Source organism: Anaerosporobacter mobilis DSM 15930, from assembly GCF_900142955.1.
In the GTDB taxonomy this organism is placed as follows: domain Bacteria; phylum Bacillota; class Clostridia; order Lachnospirales; family Lachnospiraceae; genus Anaerosporobacter; species Anaerosporobacter mobilis.
Window position 1 is genome coordinate 63,769 of record NZ_FRCP01000016.1, and the last position, 22,165, is coordinate 85,933.

Genomic DNA, 22,165 nt, shown 5'->3' on the forward strand with positions numbered 1-22,165 from the left:
CACTTTTTCTATTATAAAGATATAATGCTTTGAGATTAGTGAAAATGTATTATAAAAAATACATGGAAATAAATTAAATATTGTTTGTGTTTGAATTGTTACTAAAAATCCTGCAAAGTCAGATGTTTACAGTGATTGTATGGATATGTAAGGACTATTCTGGTAAGAATAAGGCAATTTATATACAGAAATAACCTAAAAATAATCCACTTATGACAAAAGCATGACATAAAATTGACACAAACAAAGTGCATTATATAAGCATGTTAAGGATACAGCAAATCACATCTCGAACATGAATGTTCATAAGTGTCCTTGACCCGAATGTAATCTTTACAAGAAACGAAGAAAAATGCTCCGAAAGTGCTTAGTTGTTACATTTTGGAACATCATACAGAATATGACAAGAAGTAAATTTATTGGAAAAATACTTGACCTTTGAATTGAATATTGTTATAATCATCTTGTTATTGGAAAGATTATATTTCATTGTGTTTTATAGATTGAGGGAACACTTACATATTCAAGTAGATTAATGTTAATTGCACCAATTTCTGTAAAACATGCAAAATATAATACTCAGCCATATATATTTAAGGAGGAAGAAATAATATGAAGAAGAATTTCGTAAAGAAAACGCTTGCATCTACACTTGCATTAGCAATGGTAGCTACAGCAATGCCAGCAGCTTTCACAACTGCATCTGCAGCTAAAGCTCCTGCATTAAACAAAACTTCAAAAACACTTTACATCAATGATAATGAAATCGGTAGCTCATTCGATTTCAACATCAGCAACAAAGTAGCTAAATCTACTTACAAATGGACTACATCTAACAAAGCTGTTGCTACAGTAAACTCAAAAGGTTTAACTAAAGCAGCTACTAAGACTGGTAAAGCTACAATTTCTTGTAAAATCACTTTACCTACTAAGAAAACTAAAACTTTAAAAGCTACTGTAACAGTTAAAGAAAACGCTACTAAAGTTTGGGTTAAGAACGCTCCAGAAAAAGAAATCGGTATCGGCGAAAAAGCTTATGATTTTAATAGTGCATTCTCAACTGCTTCAGGTGCAAAAGCAACTGACTATAGAACTTGGGAAATCGATGCAGAAAGCAACACTGCTGGTGCAACAATCGATGCTAAATCTGGTGTAGTTACTACTACTAAAGCTGGTGAATTCAAAGTTAGAGTAAGAGCTTACCAAAACAAAGCTAAATTAGCAGCTAACGATACTGTAGATTCAGAATGGTTAACAGTTAAAGTAGTTTCTTCAGTAGTATCAGCTGTTCAAACAACAGCAACTAAACTTGCAGTAACATTTGATGATAACATGAAAGATAAAGTAAAAGCGTCTGACTTTGTTATTGAAAACACAACAAGTCATGTGAAACCAGCTATTAAAGATTTATCATTCTCTGAAGATGGAAAAGTAGTTGTCTTAGAAACTTATCAATCATTCGAAGATGGAAAAACATATTCAGTAACATATAATGGTACTGCTTATGATTTCACAACATCTATTGGTGATGTTGCAACTTTAGAAATTACTACAACTACTGCTGTAATTGATACTGATCAAGAAATCAAATTCGTATTAAAGAATGCTAATGGTGTAGATATTACTGACCTTAAAAAAGGTAATGTAACAATTGAAGAAGTTGAAAACAATAAAGGCTTCTATGATTCATCTAGTAATAAAGTTAGATTATGGGAAAAAGGTGCTGTAGCTAAATTCAAAGCAACTTACCATACTTACGATTACAATACTGATGGAACTGAAAAAGGTTCTGTAACTGTAGAGTTCTCAGTAGTTGGTGTTGAAGCTTCAACTGTTACTTTCGGAACTATGAAATACACTATAACAGATAAAACTGGAGCTCCAAATTGGGATAAAGTAACTGATACTACTACAAAATTAGCAATTGGAGATGGCGCTAAATATATTCACGTATATGCTAAGGGTTCTGATGACTCTACACTTTCAGGTGTTAAATTTGAATCAGGTAATTCAAACGTATTATTAGTAGGTGATGATGGACTTTTAACAGGTGTTAAAGAAGGTGTTGCTCATGTTGTTGTTAAGAAAGACGACAAAATCATTGGTACATGTGCAGTTACTGTTTTAGCTGCTAGAAAAGCTACTACTGTTTCATTAGACGTTAACTCAATTACTGTTTCTAACTCAGATAAATTAGCTGCTGAAAAAGTTGCTATTACTTTAAAGGATCAACATGGTGACAAGATGGCAGATGCTGCTTATGGTGATTTAACAGTAGAAAGTGTAAAATCTTCTAACCCACCTATGGTTTCAATCGATGGAAAAAATGTAGTAATTAACTCTGCTGATGTTGCAGATGGTACTTACCAATATAAGATTAAAATCGATAATAGTAAATTAACTGTTATTACTGTAGTTGTTAAGAAATATGATCCTAATAAGGCAATCTCTTCTTACAAGCTACAATTATCGGCTCAAACAGTTGATACAGTAGTTACTGTAGATAGTAAAGACGATCAAAAAGTTGATATTAGTTTATCTGCTTACAACACTGATGGTGTTAAAGCTGATATGGCTACATTCAAGGTAGAGGTAACTAAGCCAGACGGTAAAGTAGATACAGCATTTACAGCAGACGGTGCTACTAGTTACTCATATACAGTACGCTCATTCGATACTACTGGTACAGCTAAGAAAGTTGCAACTGGTACTTATAAAGTAACTGCATCAGTTTATAATTCAAAAACACAAAAATATGAAGTTAAAGGATATCAATACTTCAAAGTTGAAGATACTCAAGTAGCTCCAACAGTTAAGTTAGATAAACAAAACTCTGATATAACTACAGGTACAGATGTTGTTACTATAATCAATGCTGCATTCGTAATTAAAGATTCTAACGGAAAACAATATGGTAAAGATGCTGATACATCAATTGTTGGAGTAAAAGTTGATGAATTAAAAGCTTCTGATTACTATGTAGTAAACGGCAAGACTGTTCATATTAAGAAAGTAATCGTAACAGAAGAAATTGCAACTGGAGTATATGTAGACCATGTTGTAACAGTAGGTCAATCAGTTTATACTAAATAATTATTATTAATTAAATTTGACTGACAAATAATTAGGAAGGGGTAGATTACTACCTCTTCCTTTTTTTTGCATTTAGTGTATAATAGTAAAGTAAATTTACTATAAAATATAAGGAGATAATATATGCTATTCGAAAAAAAAGAAAGCTTATCGGAAAATACTAGTGATAAGAGAGGGACTCTTTATCCTACTTTATTTTTCTTATGCCTCTATCCTTTAATTGTGAGAAATCATAATTTTCTAACCAATTTGGATCAGTTTGCATGGTTTCCAGCATCAGAGCGGTCAAGTAGTGACTTATTTTTGTTTTATAAGTCTATTGCATTAATAATAGTCGCTGCTATTATGTGCGTCATAATAATTTACCAAGTTTATAAAAAAAAGGTTAAGCTAGAGAAAACCTCATTTTTATTTCCTCTTGGGGCCTATGCATTTTTTATTATTTTATCAACACTATTTTCGAAAAATTATGGTTTTAGTTTAAAAGGTGCATACGGTTTATTTGAATCAGTTTGGATTTTACTCGGTTATCTTGTGATACTATATTATTCATATCTATTTGTACATAAGGAAGAAGCAATACAGTTTCTTATAAAGGGACTAATGGTTGGAATGGGAATAATGGCATTAATAGGTGTTTTTCAAACTTTTGGTATTGATTACCTTAATAATCCACTCATTAAGCTAATCACAACAGGAAGTTCTAATACAGAAATTGTTGGTAGCTTCGAAAAAAACAGGGTATCAACTACGCTATTTAATCCCAATTATGTAGGAGTTTACTCTTCATTACTATTTCCTATATCAGTAGGGTATATATGGATATCAAAAAGTAAACGAGGTAAAATACTATCCTTGCTTATAAGTTGTGGTTTAGTAGTAAGTACATTTGGTGCGCAGTCAAAAACAGGACTAGGGGTGCTGTTAGTATCAATTGTAATAATGCTATTATTATTCAGAAAAAAAATAAAGAGATATTCAAAATGGCTTATAGTTAGTGTTATAGGTTTAATAATTATTTTCTTTATAATAAATGCCACTCAAAACAATGCGTATCTAAATAGTATTAAAAATATTTTTTCAAATCAACCTCAAGAGATTAAGGTACAATCTATAGAGACTAACGAGGAATATGTAAAAGTTATTTATAAAAATGAGGAAATATATATAAAATGTGAACTTGATGAAGAAGGTAAGTTATTATGTATTTTTTTAGATTCGGCTGGAGTCCAACAGGAAGTAACCATAGATCAAGAAAGTATGAGATTTGCTTTAGCTGATCCACATCTAAACGATATTTCACTAGTTCCAATTAACATTGATGAAGATAATAATTTAGGTTTTCAATTATATCTAGGTAATCAAACATATAGTTTTAGAAGTAAAAACGATACTAATGGGTATGAATTCAAAACCGAATTTGATACCTTTGTTGAATGCAAACCATCTAAGGGTGCATTATTTAACAACCACACAACATTAGCAAGTGGTAGAGGTTATATATGGTCTCGTACATTACCGTTATTAAAAGATACTTTAATATACGGATCTGGACCGGATACATTTATACTCAAATTTCCGCAAACCGATTATGCTGGGAAATACAGTAATGGATTTGGCAGTCAGTTTATTAGTAAGCCCCATAACATGTATTTACAGATTGCTGTACAAACGGGGGTTTTTTCGTTAATTTCTTTTTTAGCGATATATCTAATTTATTTCATTGAATCTCTTAGGTTATTTGCTAAATGTAATTATAAAACTTATAGAGAAAAGATAGGTGTATTTATCTTTATTGGTACTGTTGGATATATGATATCAGGATTAATTAATGATTCAACTATTACTGTAGCACCTGTATTTTGGACTTTATTAGGTATTGGTTTTGCATGTAATAATTTAATTAATAAACAAAATAGTTAAAAATTAAAAATGATTCTCCTAATGGGGATGCCACACTATTACATACATAATTAACTAGTGTGATGTCCCCTACTTTTTTTGGAAAAGAACTTCTATTGAATATTTCTTAGAAATTAAGTATAATATCGTACTATATGGTTGCCATTGAAACCTAATATTACATTTACTATACAGTTTAATTAGAATGATAGGAGATTTAATTATGACCAAAGATAACATGTTTTCACCTGTTAAGAGAAAAACAAATAAGAAAGTACATAGGAATAATATTTTTTTGTTACCTTTAGCTATTGCAATTATTATCATACCTTTGTTGGTATATGAACATGTCTTTTTACCAACAATTGTTGAAAAACCCTGGTTTCCTAATGCTTCGCTAGCCAGTGATTACTTCTTGTTTTATAAAAGCATATTTCTAACTATAATTGGATTTTTATTACTTGCAATATTGTTGTATAGGATATTCGCTACAAAACAAAATCTGTATACTACTTTTCAAATGTGGTATATCCCACTACTTCTTTATTCAACATTTATTATAATTAGTACGTTAGTTTCTTCTTATAAAGGTGTAAGTTTGAATGGCACATATGAACAATTTGAGACAGTCCTAGTGTTATTGACCTATTGTTTGTTGTTATACTATTCTTACTGCGTAGTTAGAAGTGAACAAGATGTACAGATAATAGTGCACTATTTGTTTATAGGTATTACTATTATGACCGCTATTGGAGTGTTGCAATTATTAGGTTTGGACCCCTTTTCATCAAATTGGGGTAGATATTTAATTTCTGCTGATAAATCAAAAGAAGCTATCGATGCTATGTCCTTTAATTTTGAAAAAAATCGTGTATATATGACCTTATTAAATCCTAATTATGTAGGAGTTTACGCATCACTTCTCTTTCCAATTACTATGGGGTTAGCTATTTTGTTAAAAGGAACTAAGAAAAAAATTATTAGCGTAATATTGTCTTTTCTACTTGTAATTGCGGTATTTGGTTCTCAATCAAAGACAGGTCTTATTACATTAATTGCTACGAGTATGGTGATAATGATATTTCTACGTAAAAAACTTTTTACAAACAAGAAAATCGCAACTATTTTAGGTACTTCATTTGCTTTAATAGTCATTGGATTCTTTATCGTTAATTCTATGCAGAATAATGCTTATACTAATAGTCTGAAAAATGCTTTTACACAGAAGGAGCAGAGGTATGCTCTAGAAGAAATTGAGACAATGAATGATTATATCTTAATCAAATATAACGGAAAAACAGTTCATTTGCGTTGTGAATTAGACTCAGAAGGCAAGGTCGAATTTAGCGCAGTTGATGAGTCAGGCAATGATTATAAGGTTAAATATGATGATGCAACAATGACATTCACATTAGCTGATGATGCATTTAATTCAATAAGCATTACTCCGTTATTCCTTAGTCAGGATGGAATTTTTGGTTGTGAGGTAGTAATTGATAATAATACTTGGTATTTCAAGAGTAAAACAGATACAGATGGATATTTATACATGAATAAATATGGTAAATTTGATCAAATAAAAACAGCATCTTCAATGTTATTTGAGAATCATGAACAATTGTTTACTGGTAGAGGTTATTTATGGTCACGAACATTACCGTTATTAAAAGATTATATATTTGTTGGTTCTGGTCCTAGTACTTTTGTATATGCTTTCCCACAGAATGATTATGTAGGAAAATATAATAATAATTTTGATTCTCAAGTTGTTACCAAACCACATAATCTTTATTTACAGATAGCTGTAGAGACTGGATTATTATCTTGTATAGCATTCATTAGTTTGTGTGTAATGTATGTAGTTCAGACTATATTAACATTCCGAAAATCACGTTTGGAAACAATTGTAGATCAGATGGGCGTGCTGATTTGTATTGGTGTTGTTGGATACATGGTATCAGGCATTATCAATGACTCAAATGTAGGTGTTGCACCAATATTCTGGATTCTTCTCGGCGTAGGATTCGCATGTAATAAAATAATACGTACGGAACAATCTAGAAAGAAGAAAATTGAAGCCATGGATATCTAACAATACAAATAGCTATTAAAATAAAACTTCTCATACAGTGAAGCTATCGTCCGCATGATAAACAGTTTAAAGTAGTTTAAGCTATATAAATTGACTATCACGAGGGTAAGTAATCACATGTGTGGGAAGTTTTTGTTATGTCAATCAAAAGATTACATTCCATCATTCTTGAATGATTTAGTATATATGCTTGTAATGGATTTATCAGGAAGTTATAATATACATATATTAACTCTTCAAGGAGAATACTATGTCTAAAAGGAAAATACATACTAAGAGAAAGAATGAAAAGAAGAATAAAGATAGTTCTTCCCTAATACTGGCTATAGTACCAATACTTATGATTATCTTATTCGTCCCTATTGCGGTTCGTGCTCTAAACGTAGAAACATATCTAGCTGATTACATATGGTATAGTAAAGCTACAACTACAATGGATATATTTTTGAAGGTAAAATCAATTTTGTTTTTGCTATTTTGTAGCCTAATGATTCTTTTTATTGGTTATCAACTATTTGTTACATATCAGAAAGATAAAAGAAATAAGTCATATCAACCACATAAATCAAACCAGTTCAACTATACCCTAGCTGGAGCTAGTAAGCTATTTATAGATGAAAAGTGTTTTATCCCATTAGGGTTGTATATGTTGTTGATTGTTGCCTCAACCATTGCCTCAAAACACAGCCAAATAGCACTTCGAGGTATGGTAGAGCAATTTGAAACCATGTGGGTATTACTTGGTTATGGTTTGGTAGTGTTTTATACATATCTATTCCTATCAACAATAAAACAACTTCAGGTCATAGTTAATACAGGTATAATAATGATTACAATAGTAGTTTCCATTGGATTTACTCAATTCATTGGGCATGATTTTTTTCAAACTAGCTTTGGAAAGTCACTAATCTCAAAGAATGAATTATCTTTTCGTTTTGAAGAGGGACATGTATATACAACGTTATACAATCCTAATTATGTCGGTTTATTTGCAGCATTACTGGCTCCTTTTTTACTTATCATGATTTATTCAGTTAAGGGATTTACTAAAAAGATACTAAGTGGGTTGTTAACTATAGGATTACTATGCTGTGCTTATGGTAGTAAATCCTCAAGTGGTATTATTGGTATAATCGCTAGTTTTCTGGCGATAGCACTACTTTTTGCTATATTGCATCGTTCCTATATTATGAAACATGCTAAAAAAATCATATTAGGAATCGTAATGTGTATACTTGTTTTTGTAGTAGTTAATATTGGTCTTGATAATCCTGTAGGACAATATGTCGCAGATACCTATAGAATGATTACCGATTCATCAGCCAAGCCAGAATCGAATCTATCTAGTATTATTACAAGAGATGATGAAGTTGAGTTGGTTTATAAGGAAGAACCTCTTAAGATACAGTTCTCAGTAGAGAACGAACAATATGTTTTTTCATTTTGCGACTCTACTGGAAAGGAACTAGAACAACAGCTCTCTGAGGATAATAGGATAATTACTTTAACAGATGAACGGTTTCAAGATTTCGGGTTTTCAATAACACAATATGATAATATAATATGTTTCGCAGTCAACGTAGAAGGCTCTGTATGGTATTTTACGAATCAAACAGATGGTACATATTATTACTGCAATAACTATGGCAAACTACTTAAAATTGATCAAACGCAAGAATTCAAAGCATTTTGGAATATTGGTAGTGGTCGCGGCTATATTTGGGATAAAACAGTACCAATCCTTAAGGCTCATCCTGTACTCGGCACTGGGCCAGACACCTATGCATTATATTTTCCTAATACAGATTATTTGAATCTATATCATACTGGATTTAGTAATGAGATTATAACAAAACCACATAGTCTATATCTGCAAATCGCTGCACAAACAGGTATACCATCACTAATCGCATTCCTTGTTTTCTATGCTATGTATGCAATTTCAAGTATAAAACTATATATGAGACATAATTTTAAAAAATATGAGGTTCGTATTGGTATTGCAATCTTAGCTGGAACATTCGGTTATTTGGTAACATCAATTGCTAATGATTCTACTATAGCTGTAGCACCGCTATTCTGGACATTAATTGGTGTTGGGCTGGCAATCAATCGAATGATAAAGAAAAATGTCTAGAAATTGAATATACAAGCTTACAGAGGCTGTTGCAAAACGGTTTATCTCAAATGTTTTCCGGACAGTTAATATTTCATTGTTATATAGTTGAAAAATATAGTATAGATATTCAAATTATGTTTTGCGCCAATATTTTAAAGCATGGGTTTGACAATCTTTAGCAAGTTTATTATAGAACCATAAAACAAAAAAAGAATCCCCCAAACAAGAATTTTCATTCAAATCTGGGGGATTCTAATATTATTATAGTTTAAGCAATTAGCCTAGAACTATCTAATTGTAATAGTTTTTCCTACTGTTACAGTGTGTTCGAAGCTGTTATCACCGAATTTTTCTTTAACAGTTACTGATTTAACGAATACAGAAGAACCGTTCTTAGTGTATTCTACACCAGTGATTCCAACACCGTCAGCAACTTTTAATTCTTTACCAGCAGCGTTTTTAACTGTAGTGTTTTCTTGCATAGCAGCTAATACAGTAGCATCATCAACGATACCAGCGTAAGTAGTCTTGTTAAGAGTTACAGTTGGAGCTGCTTGAGTATCACTTACAACGATAGCTGTTTTAGCAATAGTTTTTCCATCTTTTTCAGCTGTAATTGTGTAAGTTCCTTTTGCTAATTTAGTAATAGTTCCGTTAGAAACAGTTACATAATCAAACTTAAAGTTGTTATCATAAGTTTTTTCGTATTTGTTTGGTCCAGTTACAGTGATTTTAGCTTCAGCGTTTTCAACTGCAAGACCACCAGCGTATCCTAATACTTTAACATCTACAGATTTAGTAGCTGTTGTATCTTCATCAACTACTGTATCTACAGTGTTTGATGATAATTCTAATTTATATGAGTTAACAGGTGTTGAAGGTTTTTCTTTAACAACTACTGTTAATACAGTTACTTTGTTAGCATCGTTAGCTAAAGCAACTTTGTATTGGTAAGTACCAGGTGTAGCTGTTTTAGCATCTACAGTGATGTTTTTACCGTCAATATCGATTTTAGGTCCGTTAGTGTATTCTTTAACAGCTACTGGATTAGCAAAATTACCAGCTACTGCGTAATCATCACCATGTTGATCTTTGATTTTAACTTCGATAGAATCTGTAGCGATTTCAGTACCAGCTACTAAAGTAGTTGAGTTCTTAGCTAAAGAGATAGCGTTAGCTTTTCTTTCAGCTTTGATAACTACTGGTAAAGTCCAAAGTACAGAACCTTTTTCGTTCTTAACAACTACTACAGTTGATCCTTCTTTAACAGCTATTAAAGTAGCGTGATCATCTACAGTAGATACTAATAAGATGTTTTCGTTACCTGACTCAAAAGTAAGACCAGTTACTTTGTTATTGTTTGAATCAACAGCATTTAAGAATAAGTTTCTTGTTTCGTTAACGCTAATTACATTTTTGTTTTCAGTTACTTTATCCCAGTTAACTGAATCTTTTTCAGTGATTACGTAGTTTTTGTAAGCACCGATTGTAGCTGAAGATTCATCTACTGCTGTGATAGTAGCGTCTACAGATACAGCACCTTCTTCGTTACCAGCTGTGTCGTATTTGTAAGTGTGGTAAGTGATTTTTAACTTAGCTACGCTTCCTTTATTGAAAATAGTAAGTTTTCCGTCAGTTGTGTTGTACCAACCGTCTTTGTTTTCAACTTCTTCGATAGTTACAGAAGATTTTTTAGCGTCAGTGATATCTACACCGTTAGCATTCTTTAATACGTATTCAATTTCAGTAGCTTTGTTTTCAACTACTGTAGAAGTTTTAACTTCGATAGTTGCAACTTCACCAATTGTAGTAGCGAATTCGAATTCTTTGTCGCCATATGTTAATACATAAGTAGCTCCATCAGCGTATGATGCGAAAGTTTCAACAGTAACAACTTTACCATCTTCTGAGAAAGTGATACCTTTAACAGCAGAAACTACGTTAGTAGCTTTGTTCTTGATAGCGAAGTTTTCAGCTTTAACTGTTGCTTTCATGTTATCATCGAAAGTTACAGCAACTTTATTAGTAGCTGTTTGAGCAACTGATTTTAAAGAAGAAACAACTTTGATTGTCATCCATTCTGAATCAACTGTATCATTAGCAGCTAATTTTTCTTTGTTTTGGTAAGCTCTAACTCTAACTTTGAATTCACCAGCTTTAGTAGTTGTTACTTTACCATTTTTTCTATCGATTTTAGCGCCTGCAGTGTTGCTAGCTTCGTCGATTTCCCACATTCTGTAGTCAGTAGCTTTAGCACCTGAAGCAGTTGAGAATGAGCTATCGAAATCGAATACGTTTTCGCCGATTCCTACAGTATTGTTTTCTGGAGCGTTTTTAGCCCAAACTTTTGTAGCGTTTTCTTTAACTGTTACAGTAGCTTTTAAAGTTTTAGTTTTCTTAGTTGGTAAAGTGATTTTGCAAGAGATTGTAGCTTTACCAGTTTTTGTACCAGGCTTAGTTAAACCTTTTGAGTTAACTGTAGCGATTGATTTGTTTGAAGTTGTCCAAGAGTATTTTGAACCACTTACTTTGTTGCTAATGTTGAAATCATATTTGTTTCCAACTGCGTTTTCATTGATATAAAGTGTTTTAGATGTTCTGTTTAATGCAGGAGCTTTAGCTGCAGATGCAGTTGTGAAAGCTGCTGGCATTGCTGTAGCTACCATTGCTAATGCAAGTGTAGATGCAAGACTTTTCTTTACGAAATTCTTTTTCATGTTTTTCTTCCTCCTAAAATTCGGGTAAATAACTTATGTAACATAAGTTACTCAATTACATTTACATAGTTGCTCCGATGAATCGTTACTATTACAGACATTTCCCCGTCATAAGTGGTGTCAAATACAATCTCTTATATAAGGCATAACCAATACTTAATCCAAAGAACTCTGTCAAACACTAGGTTTTAGGAGTTCTTTGGGGATATTTATCTATAATTAGCAAGTCACGAAACATTATGAAATATTATCTTTCCAAATGTATAGATTAAGAGTTAAAAATCCCTACGTGATGAGGGTTTGCAAGATTGGTAAAATTGATAGAATATAGTCGATTACACCACTTTTACACCACTTGCATAGGAATCACATGAAAATTAGTTAAAGATGTGATATAATTTTTCCATTTCGCGAACCTTTATATCTTGTGTAACATGTGTATATAGGTTCATTGTTAGATTAATATTGCTGTGTCCAAGTAGTTCTTGAACCGTCTTTGGAGCAAGACCATTCTCAAATGCCCTCGTAGCAAAGGAATGCCTAAGGGTATGAGGAGTGATTTTCTCGAACGGAACCAGCTCACGATTCTCATATAAGGCTTGTTGGCGTTCAATCCGATTGATTTTCTCTGTAATGGAATTCAGACATTTAACAACGTATACTTCTTGAATAGGTGTTCCATTCTTAGTTGTAAAAACCAAGTTATCCATATTAGGAAGGGGAGTCCAAAAAGGCCCTCTTGCTATACGCAGTGCATGTTGGTACTTCTTTTGATCCTTCAATAAGACAGATAGATAAGGAATTAATGGAACGATTCGTTTACTTGTGCGGCTTTTTGGTGTTTGGAATTGAAAACCGAAGCGGCCTGTTTGTCGATTCTTCATATACAAAAGTGTACGGGATATTGAGATGGTTGAAGAATTAAAATCAATATCGTCCCAAGTAAGACCAAGGAGTTCACCGATACGAAGTCCAGTTCCAAGAGCAACCCTAAGTAAGGGCTCATAATAATTACCACGAATGTTCTCTAAGAAAACATCTTGTTCCGCAGCGGTTAACACACGAGGTTCTTTCTTCTCTTCGCGAGGAATCTCAGCACCAACACAAGGGTTTTTGATTAGGATATCGTTCTTAAGGGCAAGTTTGAATATATTGAATAATACCGCATGGACAATCTGAATGGTTCCTACGCTTAATCCGCTTTTTTGTAAGTCGTTATAGAGCTTTTGTATGTGGATTGTACGGATATCCTGGAGTTTGCGGCTACCAAGAGCATTGGCTATATAACGTTCATAGCTAGTGGTATATAAAAGGAGTGTTGAGTTCTTAACTACTACACTTTTGTATTCCTCTAGCCAGGTCTGATACCAGTTACTAAGTGTAACCTGTCCACCAGTACAATAATATCCGTGTTCAGCCTCATATTTGGCATCGGCTAGACGCTTCTTCAAGGTACGCAGATTCTTGTCATAAAGGGTATAGCGTTTGCCTTGACATGTAAATCGGCCTTGATATCGTCCGTCTTTTCTAAGCGTAATTCCTGGTGGGAGCTTAGGTTTTATGGCAGTATCTAAATTATCTTCTGTTACTAGTTGTATACATTCTACGGGCATATTTCAATTACCTCCAAATCTATTAAAATAATAGTAAATGTAATGTTAGCATGCCCAATTCTGCGAAACATATAAATAACGATATCATGAAATGGATAATATTACAATATTTAAGGGAATTGTTTGTAAATTTATAATAATATATAAATATTATGTAAAATATTGAGTTGTTATGTGAAGCTTATGTGAGAAAATTGTGACACCAATTGCGACACCAAGAATTAAGTGGAATGAAAATATCTTACTTCAAATGAAATTAGGTGTGTTTTTGTTGGAGACAACAAAAAATTAAAATCTTAATGTTAATTTAATGAATTCAACTAGGTCTTCCTGTATAATAAGTACGAGTATAATAGTGTAATAAATACAAATTATAAATAAATACAAATTATAAATAAATACCAGGAGGAGAGTATGTTAACAATACATCAATTATCAAAGAAATTCGGAAAGTTACTTGCAGTAGATCGGGTGGATCTTTCAATACCAGATGGAACAGTGGGAATTCTATTAGGACCAAATGGTGCGGGAAAATCTACAGTCATCAAAAGTATAGCAGGCTTACTAAGATATAATGGTAGTATTACAATTCAGAATCTTCCGTCACGAACAGTAGAAGCGAAAAAACTATTTGCTTATGTCCCTGAAATACCAGCATTGTATGATAATCTAACGGTAAGGGAACATCTTACCTTCATATGCAAGGCATACGGTATTAAGAAGGAAGAAGAATATATTGAATATCTATTAGAGAGATTCGACTTGTTTGATAAGCAAGATAAATTGGGAAATGAATTATCCAAAGGAATGATGCAGAAAGTAAGTATCTGCTGTGCATTAGCAATTAAGCCCAAAGTAATATTACTTGATGAGCCAATGGTTGGTCTAGATCCCAAAGCGATTAAAGAATTGAAAGATGTAATACTTGAATTAAAAGAAGATGGAGTGACGGTACTTATCAGTACACATATGCTTGAGATGGTTAAAGAGTTATGGGATGTTATGTTTGTTATGAACAAAGGTAAAATTCTTACTACATACACCAAAGAGCAGGCAAAACATCAAGACATCGAAGAATTATTCTTCCAAGTGACTGGTGGTGAAGAGTAATGGAGGCAATTAAGTACCTTTATAAAACTTCTTTTAAGAATCAACTGAAGAAATCAGTGAAAAAACCAGTTACGGTTATATACTGTATACTTGCGATAGCATATTTTGTATGGATGTACTTTATATTTCGGGATATGGTTTCAGACATTAAGATTGATTCGCCAGAAGGACTAGTAATGTTGTTCTCGGCAATGGCTTTGTTCTTCTTGCCAGGAAACCTTATAACCTTTGCAAAGCGAAAGGGATTAATTTTTAGAAAGAGTGATATTCACTTATTGTTTGTATCCCCAGTATCTCCTAAATCAATATTGGTGTATGCATATCTTAGAAATATAATTCTAAGTGTAGTAGTTGGATTGGCCTTTATACCGATTGGAGTATTCTGGTTTCATGTACCTGTGTATAAGATGATTCTGTACTTCTTAGTAAGTCAAGTGGTTGAGAACACCTTAGAGATTAGTTTGATGATTATCTTATATGGCAATGAAAGATTGAGTAAGAAAACGTTGAAGATTATAGGTAAAGTCTTATTGTTGTTTATTGTAGCGATTGTAATCATTGGAGTTTACTTATTCTTTGAATACAATAAGAGTTTAGCTTTTGTGGGACCTTTCCTAAGTAATCCGTATCTTCAGATGGTTCCAATTATTGGTTGGAGTATTGCTTGTTATCGATTACTTTTCTTAGGAGCAACGACGTTAAATGTAATCTGTACTGGTTTATATCTTATATCAACAATTATTCTATTCATTACCGCGTACCGTATGTCATGTACGGGGCTATATTATCAAGATGCAATGAAATTCGCAGATGACTATGAAGAAGCAAGGATTCGTGGTAAGAAAGGCGAGGTTGCAGTAGTTGGCGGTAAGAAAGCAAAATTAAAAGCGGCTAATGTTGAATACAAAGGATATTACGCGAAAGCAATCTTCTATCGACAGATTCTTGAGTATAAGAAGAGGCGTTTCTTTATCTTTGGTTTTTATAATTTAGTATGTCTTGGTATCGGTATAGCAATAGCTTTTCTATCAAAGGATATGGAAGTAAGAGAATATGCTCTCTTTGTTGCAGCAGGAGCAGGTGCCTACTGTACGTTCATCTTCTCGGGATTTGCAACAAAATGGGCAAAAGAACTAGAAAATCCTTATACGTATCTAATACCAGATTCGCCATTGAAAAAGTTGTGGTATGCAACGGTGATAGAACATATACGGTCTGTAATTGATGGATTGCTAATTGTGTTACCCGTTGCTATCGTTGTTCGCATGAATATCGTTGCGGTAATTTTGAGTGTATTATGTTATGTATGTTTACAAGCCAATAAACTTTACTTATCCGTATTAAGCGAAGCGTTGTTAGGGAATACCGTTGGAACGGTAGGAAAACAGTGGCTACGTATGATTGGAATGTCGATTTGTATTGCAGCAGGAATATTTGCGGCGGTGCTGTTTAATAAGTATGTTGGGATAGAGGCAGCATTTCTTGGAATGATTATGATAGAAGTCGTGATTACAGCAATAATTGCAGTGGGAGCTTCGATATTGTTTAAGAAGATGGAAATGTAGGTAAATAAAACATTTGTAAAAAACGGGGATTTCATTGACGAAGAATTAATAATGTTGTAGAATTAAGGATGTTGATAATGTGAGGAATAGTAGGATTAACTAAGTGTGATGATAGTTAATTCTATTTTTCCATGTTTATTATTTACAGAACATTAGGAAGGGAACAAGCTTATGATCTATAAACATTATATGAAGCGTTTCTTTGACATTATATTGTCAGCGTTAGCAATACTAGTGTTTTCATGGCTTTTTATTATACTTGCAATTATTATTAAAGGGACTTCTAAAGGGCCGATATTCTTTAAGCAAAAACGTGTTGGAAGAGATAAAACATACTTTAATATATTGAAATTTCGTACTATGAGAATAGACACACCAAAAGATGTCCCAACACATCTACTAACCGATCCAGAGCAATACATAACTACGATTGGAAAGTTCTTACGTAAGACGAGTTTAGATGAATTACCACAACTGTTTAATATATTGGTTGGAGATATGGCTATAGTTGGACCAAGACCAGCATTGTGGAACCAAGAGGATTTGATTACAGAGAGAGATCTATATGATGCAAATGCAGTTCGTCCGGGGCTAACAGGGTTAGCGCAGGTTAGTGGCAGAGATGAGCTTCCTATTCCGGTTAAAGCAAGGTATGATGGGGAATATGTGGATAACATAAGTCTCATGAAGGATATGATGTTGATAGTTAAGACGTTAGGTTCTGTGTTGAAGCATGATGGGGTTATGGAAGGCGGAACTGCAGAAGGTAAAAAACAAGAAGAAAATACTTTAGTAGCCAGTGCAGTGATACAAGAGTATGCCGCATCGAAAGACAAAGCAGATTGATCATAGAAAGAGTATAATCATATGAAGAAGATTCTAATAGTTGGTGCTAATAGTTATATTGGAAATGCATTTGAAAAATACATAATGAACAAGTGCACGGATCAAGAAGTGATCCAATCTAAGGATGAGATAATTATTGAAAAGGTACAAGCATCGAATGGAGATTGGAAATATGTTAACTATGAGCAATACGATGTGATAATTATACTTGCAGCCATCGTACATCAAAAAGAAAAAAGCGGTATGGAAGAAATATATCGACAAGTAAACTATAATATGCCGATAGAAATCGCTGCAAAAGCTAAAAAGGCGGGAGTTAAACAATTAATCTTCATGAGTACAGCAGCAGTATATGGCTCCGTGGTTACTCATATTACAAAAGATACGGTGCCAAATCCGGATACCTTATATGGTAAATCAAAACTAGAAGCAGAATACAAGCTTAAAGAGATGGATACAGAGGAATTCCGTGTAGCAATTATACGTCCACCTATGGTATATGGTGAAGGTTGTAAGGGAAATTACACTAGACTAGTTAAACTAGCGACGTATAATCCGATTTATCCGAAGATTCATAATAAGAGAAGTATGATAAGTATAGATAGGCTCTGCGATTATATGGAAGAGATTATTAGGAATAGTAGTAGTGGTACGTTTTTACCACAGGATGAAGAGTACACGGATACGATTATGATGATAAAGAGTATTAGGGAAGCTCAGGGAAAAAGAACGGTATTGGTACCTGGGACTGCTTGGCTAGTGAGGTTAGTTATGGAGCATGTTGGCGTGGTAGGGAAGATGTTTGGAGATTGGTGGTATGAGTGAGTACATGTAATTTGCTATGTGCTAGTGAAGAATTATTATGAGTTAGGATAGATGAAATTTGAAAGGAAGTAGGATTGTGTCAGGTAATGAAATACCAATGGTTAGTGTAATTATACCGTGCTATAATTCAGCTAATTATGTAGAACAAGCTATTAAATCAGTATTAAAGCAAAACATTTCAAAAGAAATTATTCTGATTGATGATCATTCAAACGATAATTTACTTGATGTATTGATGAAGTATATTAATGATAAGAAAATAGTCTATATTAAAAACTCAGAAACGATAGGAGTTGCAGGAACAAGAAATATAGGAATTGATTTAGCTAAGGGAAAATATATTGCGTTCTTAGATGCAGATGATTGGTGGGACGAGAATAAGTTAGAACAACAAGTAAAGCACCTTGAGCATAATAATGGCGTGCTTTGTTGCACGGGAAGAGAACTTTACAGTGATGAAGGGATAAAACTGAATAAGTACATAGGTGTACAACCAGTAATTACTTATCAGATGTTACTGAAGAACAATAGTATTGCATGTTCATCGGTGCTCCTATTAACAGAAGTAGCTAGAGAATTTTATATGACACATGATGAATATCATGAAGATTATTTAATGTGGTTGAATATATTAAAAAAGTATAGTAATGCATTTGGTTTAGACAAACCAATGTTAAAGTATCGATTGAGCAAGAATGGGAAATCTAGAAATAAATTCAAATCTATGAAAATGACATATGGTGTATATCGTACAATGAAAATAAAGCCAATAAGAAGGGTTTACTATTTACTACAGTATATTAAGAATGGATTGATTAAGTATAAATAACATATAAGGATGGAGCGACAAATGAAAGTGTGTATTATATCATATGATGAATATATAAATATTCCATACATACAAAAATATGAGTATTATCTAAAAAAACATAATATTTCTTACGATATAATACTATGGGATAGAAGAGATGTAATAAAAGATAATGTAGAAGGGACGTATTTGTTTAAAAGTCCTGTTAGAAAATCAAAATTATCTAAAATAATACCATTTTTAAAATGGAGGAAATTCGTTCTTCAGATTCTTGAGAGTAATGTATATGATAAATTAATCATACTAACCACTATTCCAGGTATACTTATATATAAAAAATTATTAAATCAATATGAAGAAAAATATATTTTTGATATTAGAGATTATACTTATGAATATTTAAAAATATATAAAAAAATGGTAAATAAGTTAGTACAGAAATCAAGTATAACATTTATATCCTCCGAAGGATTTAAAAGTTGGTTGCAGCCTAATGAAAAAATATGCATCACACATAATATTACTAATATAGATAAAAATTTACATGATATAAATCTGCTAAAAAATAGAGAAGTGATAACGATTGGTTTTGTAGGTGGAATAAGATATTATGATGAGAATAAAAAATTAATTGAAAATTTACAAAATAGAAGAGACATACAAATGGTATATGCAGGAAAGGTACATGCAGGGATAAAATTAAAAGAATATTGTGTGAAGAATAATGTAGTTAATGTAACATTTGAGCCGGAATTTACTAATGATCAAAAACCAGAAATTTATAAGAATATAGATGTTATTAATGCGGTATATGGTGATAATAACATGGTAGTTAAAACTGCATTGCCTAATAAACTTTATGATTGCATATTGTTTAAAAAGCCAATCATGGCTTCGGAAAATACTTATTTAGCTGAAATAGTTAAAAAATATCATTTGGGATTTGCTATAGATATTGAAAAAGATGATATTTACAATAAATTATATGAGTATATATCAAAATTTAATCTACAGCTATTTTTAGAAGGCTGCGACGAATTAATACAAAAAGTGATTCAAGAAGAGAAAAATGTTACTCTAAAAATAGAAGATTTTATAGGGGACTATCATAATGCGATTAATTAAAAAAGGAATAATGTGTTTTAAATCTGAAGGATTTAAGACTGGTATGAAGAAAATAGTAATAAAAATTTATAGAGAAATTAAAAAGCTACCATATAGATTTGATGAAAAGATAAATGGGAATAAAAAAATTGATAAGTTACAGATGTTAATGCAGAATAAAGAAGTTTATATAATAATTCCTAATATTGACTGGAATATTCCTCTATATCAGAGACCACATCAGATAGCAACAGAATTGTCAAAAAGAGAAAATACAGTTGTGCTTTTTTTATCAGATCAATATAGATATGATAGATATTCGACTTATGTTCAGATAAAAGATAATTTATGGCTTTATTCGATCCGCATGATAGATAAATTAGATAAATTAACGAAGTTAGCAAAAAGTAAAATAGTGTTTATGTCTTGGACAAGGCATATTGGTTTATTAAATCAATTTAAGTATGATAAATTAGTATATGAATATATAGATGATTTAAAATTATTTTATTATTATAATAAGGAGATGGAAAAAAACCATCTAAGGTTAATGCAGACTGCTGATTTGACAGTATGTACCGCAGTTAAGTTATTTAATAATGCTAAGAAAAAGGTAAATAATGTGTTACTATGTGAAAATGCTGGTGATTATGAATTTTTTAGTAATAACCGTAATTGTAGGGTAGATACAGTTTTAAAGGAAAAGGTAAAAAAATATGATTGTGTTATAGGATATTATGGTTGTCTTGCTTATTGGTTTGACTATGAAATGGTATGTAAAGTTGCAGAGGCTAAGAAAAATTGGATTTTTGTTTTGATTGGATATCAATTTGATAATTCTGCGGATAAATTAGTACAAGCGAAATATGATAATATTTTATTGTTACCAGCTCAGCCTTATGAAAAATTACCAGGTTATATTGCAGCATTTGATATACAGACTATCCCATTTGTTATTAATGATGTTACTAAATCAACATCCCCTGTAAAGGTATTTGAGTATATGGCAAGTGGTTTACCGATTATTACATCGAAAATGCCAGAATGTCTAAGATATAAATCTGTAAAAACTTATGAAACATATGAAGAGTTTATTACTTTAGTTGAAAATTTAAACAATCTTGACAGAAATGATCAATATTTTAAGGATATGGAAGAAGAGGCGTTGGAAAATACTTGGAAGTCACGGGTTGATAAAATATTAGAAAATCTATAAAAAAATATTGGAGGTAATATAGATGATAAAAGTACTAAGTGTTTTTGGAACAAGACCAGAGGCAATTAAGATGTGTCCGCTGGTATTAGAATTGGAAAAGCATTCACAAATTAAGAGTTTGGTATGCTTAACGGGACAGCATAGAGAAATGCTGGATCAGGTAATAGATATTTTCGGTGTTAAGCCAGATTATGACCTTAATATCATGAGACCAAAGCAGACTTTAACTACAATTACGACTAGTGTACTAGAAAAGATGGAAGGTGTATTGGACGAATGTAAACCTGATTTAGTGTTAGTTCATGGAGATACATCTACAAGTTTTGTAGTTGCGTTAGCAGCATTTTATAAACAAATACCAGTTGGTCATGTAGAAGCTGGGCTAAGAACATATGATAAATATTCACCATTTCCAGAAGAAATGAATCGTTGTTTAACTGGTAGAATTGCTGAGTTACATTTTGCACCTACAGAGAACAATAAGAAAAATTTAGAGATGGAAAAAATTACTAACAATATATTTGTTACTGGAAATACAGTAATTGATGCCTTTAAAACTACAGTAAAAGAAAATTATCAATTCCATAATGAAGAATTAAAAAAGATTAATTTTGAAGGGAAAAAATGTGTTTTGGTAACTGCACATAGGCGTGAAAATTTAGGAGTACCATTAGAAAATATTTGCCACGCTATTAAAAAAATTGCACAACAATATATCGATGCAATAATAATATATCCAGTGCATTTAAATCCGCTTGTACGAGAGACAGTATTTAGCATACTTGATAATGTTGACAATATTAAATTAATTGATCCGATTGATGTAGAAGATATGCATAACATAATGTCAAGAAGCTTTTTAGTCATGACTGATTCAGGGGGATTACAAGAAGAAGCTCCATCATGTGGGGTACCTGTGTTGGTTCTGAGAACAGAAACTGAACGTCCAGAGGCGGTAGAAGCCGGGACAGTTAAAGTTGTTGGAGTAAAGGAGGAAGATATATTTTACAATGCACAATTATTATTTGAAAATGAGGACAAGTATAACGAAATGACAAAGTCGACCAATCCTTATGGGGATGGCCATGCAAGTGAACGTATTGCTGACAAAATAATAGGTTGGAGAAAGTCAAGGGAAAGAGCGGATTGATT

Annotated in this window: 14 protein-coding genes; 12 read left to right on the forward strand and 2 right to left on the reverse strand. The window is 32.2% G+C overall.

Translation table 11 applies throughout. From position 1 onward, the window contains the following. Positions 1–612 precede the first annotated feature (612 nt). From BUB90_RS15660 to BUB90_RS15675, 4 genes are all read left to right on the forward strand, one after another. Positions 613–3,093 (forward strand): Ig-like domain-containing protein, encoded by a 2,481-nt coding sequence (locus BUB90_RS15660; RefSeq protein ID WP_073289381.1) that lies wholly within the window; start codon positions 613–615, stop codon positions 3,091–3,093. 123 nt (positions 3,094–3,216) lie between these two features. Then, positions 3,217–5,016, forward strand: a complete 1,800-nt coding sequence (locus tag BUB90_RS15665) for an O-antigen ligase family protein (RefSeq protein WP_073289382.1) — start codon at positions 3,217–3,219, stop codon at positions 5,014–5,016. A 202-nt stretch (positions 5,017–5,218) separates the two neighbouring features. Next, positions 5,219–7,087 carry an O-antigen ligase family protein gene (locus BUB90_RS15670; RefSeq protein WP_073289383.1) on the forward strand — a complete coding sequence of 623 codons (1,869 nt, stop codon included), beginning with the start codon at positions 5,219–5,221 and terminating at the stop codon, positions 7,085–7,087. A 250-nt stretch (positions 7,088–7,337) separates the two neighbouring features. Continuing rightward, positions 7,338–9,224: an O-antigen ligase family protein gene (locus BUB90_RS15675; RefSeq protein ID WP_073289384.1), complete on the forward strand. Its 1,887-nt coding sequence runs from the start codon at positions 7,338–7,340 to the stop codon at positions 9,222–9,224. 269 nt (positions 9,225–9,493) lie between these two features. Here the strand turns inward: BUB90_RS15675 and BUB90_RS15680 are convergent, their stop codons facing one another. After that, the gene (locus tag BUB90_RS15680) at positions 9,494–11,923 is read right to left on the reverse strand and encodes a hypothetical protein (RefSeq protein WP_073289385.1); all 2,430 of its coding nucleotides are present in this window, start codon (positions 11,921–11,923) and stop codon (positions 9,494–9,496) included. A gap of 377 nt (positions 11,924–12,300) precedes the next feature. Then, entirely contained in the window at positions 12,301–13,536 is a 1,236-nt protein-coding gene (locus BUB90_RS15685) for a tyrosine-type recombinase/integrase (protein ID WP_073289386.1), read from the reverse strand. 414 nt (positions 13,537–13,950) lie between these two features. Between BUB90_RS15685 and BUB90_RS15690 the strand changes: the two genes are divergently transcribed. The 8 genes from BUB90_RS15690 to wecB all read left to right on the forward strand — a co-directional run bounded on the left by BUB90_RS15690 (position 13,951) and on the right by wecB (position 22,163). Then, complete coding sequence (locus BUB90_RS15690; protein WP_073289387.1) at positions 13,951–14,646, forward strand: ABC transporter ATP-binding protein; 696 nt, start codon at positions 13,951–13,953, stop codon at positions 14,644–14,646. Beyond that, the gene (locus BUB90_RS15695; protein WP_073289388.1) at positions 14,646–16,211 is read left to right on the forward strand and encodes a putative ABC exporter domain-containing protein; all 1,566 of its coding nucleotides are present in this window, start codon (positions 14,646–14,648) and stop codon (positions 16,209–16,211) included. The genes BUB90_RS15690 and BUB90_RS15695 overlap by 1 nt, the downstream gene beginning before the upstream one ends. A gap of 171 nt (positions 16,212–16,382) precedes the next feature. Further along, positions 16,383–17,057, forward strand: a complete 675-nt coding sequence (locus tag BUB90_RS15700) for a sugar transferase (RefSeq protein WP_073289389.1) — start codon at positions 16,383–16,385, stop codon at positions 17,055–17,057. Positions 17,058–17,078: 21 nt separating this feature from the next. Further along, positions 17,079–17,882 (forward strand): NAD-dependent epimerase/dehydratase family protein, encoded by an 804-nt coding sequence (locus BUB90_RS15705; RefSeq protein ID WP_073289390.1) that lies wholly within the window; start codon positions 17,079–17,081, stop codon positions 17,880–17,882. 76 nt (positions 17,883–17,958) lie between these two features. After that, positions 17,959–18,711: a glycosyltransferase family 2 protein gene (locus BUB90_RS15710; RefSeq protein ID WP_084139309.1), complete on the forward strand. Its 753-nt coding sequence runs from the start codon at positions 17,959–17,961 to the stop codon at positions 18,709–18,711. Between the two features lie 21 nt (positions 18,712–18,732). After that, the gene (locus BUB90_RS15715; protein ID WP_073289391.1) at positions 18,733–19,818 is read left to right on the forward strand and encodes a glycosyltransferase family protein; all 1,086 of its coding nucleotides are present in this window, start codon (positions 18,733–18,735) and stop codon (positions 19,816–19,818) included. Continuing rightward, positions 19,805–21,013: a glycosyltransferase gene (locus BUB90_RS15720; RefSeq protein WP_073289392.1), complete on the forward strand. Its 1,209-nt coding sequence runs from the start codon at positions 19,805–19,807 to the stop codon at positions 21,011–21,013. The genes BUB90_RS15715 and BUB90_RS15720 overlap by 14 nt, the downstream gene beginning before the upstream one ends. Positions 21,014–21,035: 22 nt before the next feature. Then, positions 21,036–22,163, forward strand: coding sequence for a non-hydrolyzing UDP-N-acetylglucosamine 2-epimerase (gene wecB / locus BUB90_RS15725; protein ID WP_073289393.1), 1,128 nt, complete (start codon positions 21,036–21,038; stop codon positions 22,161–22,163). Positions 22,164–22,165 lie beyond the last annotated feature (2 nt).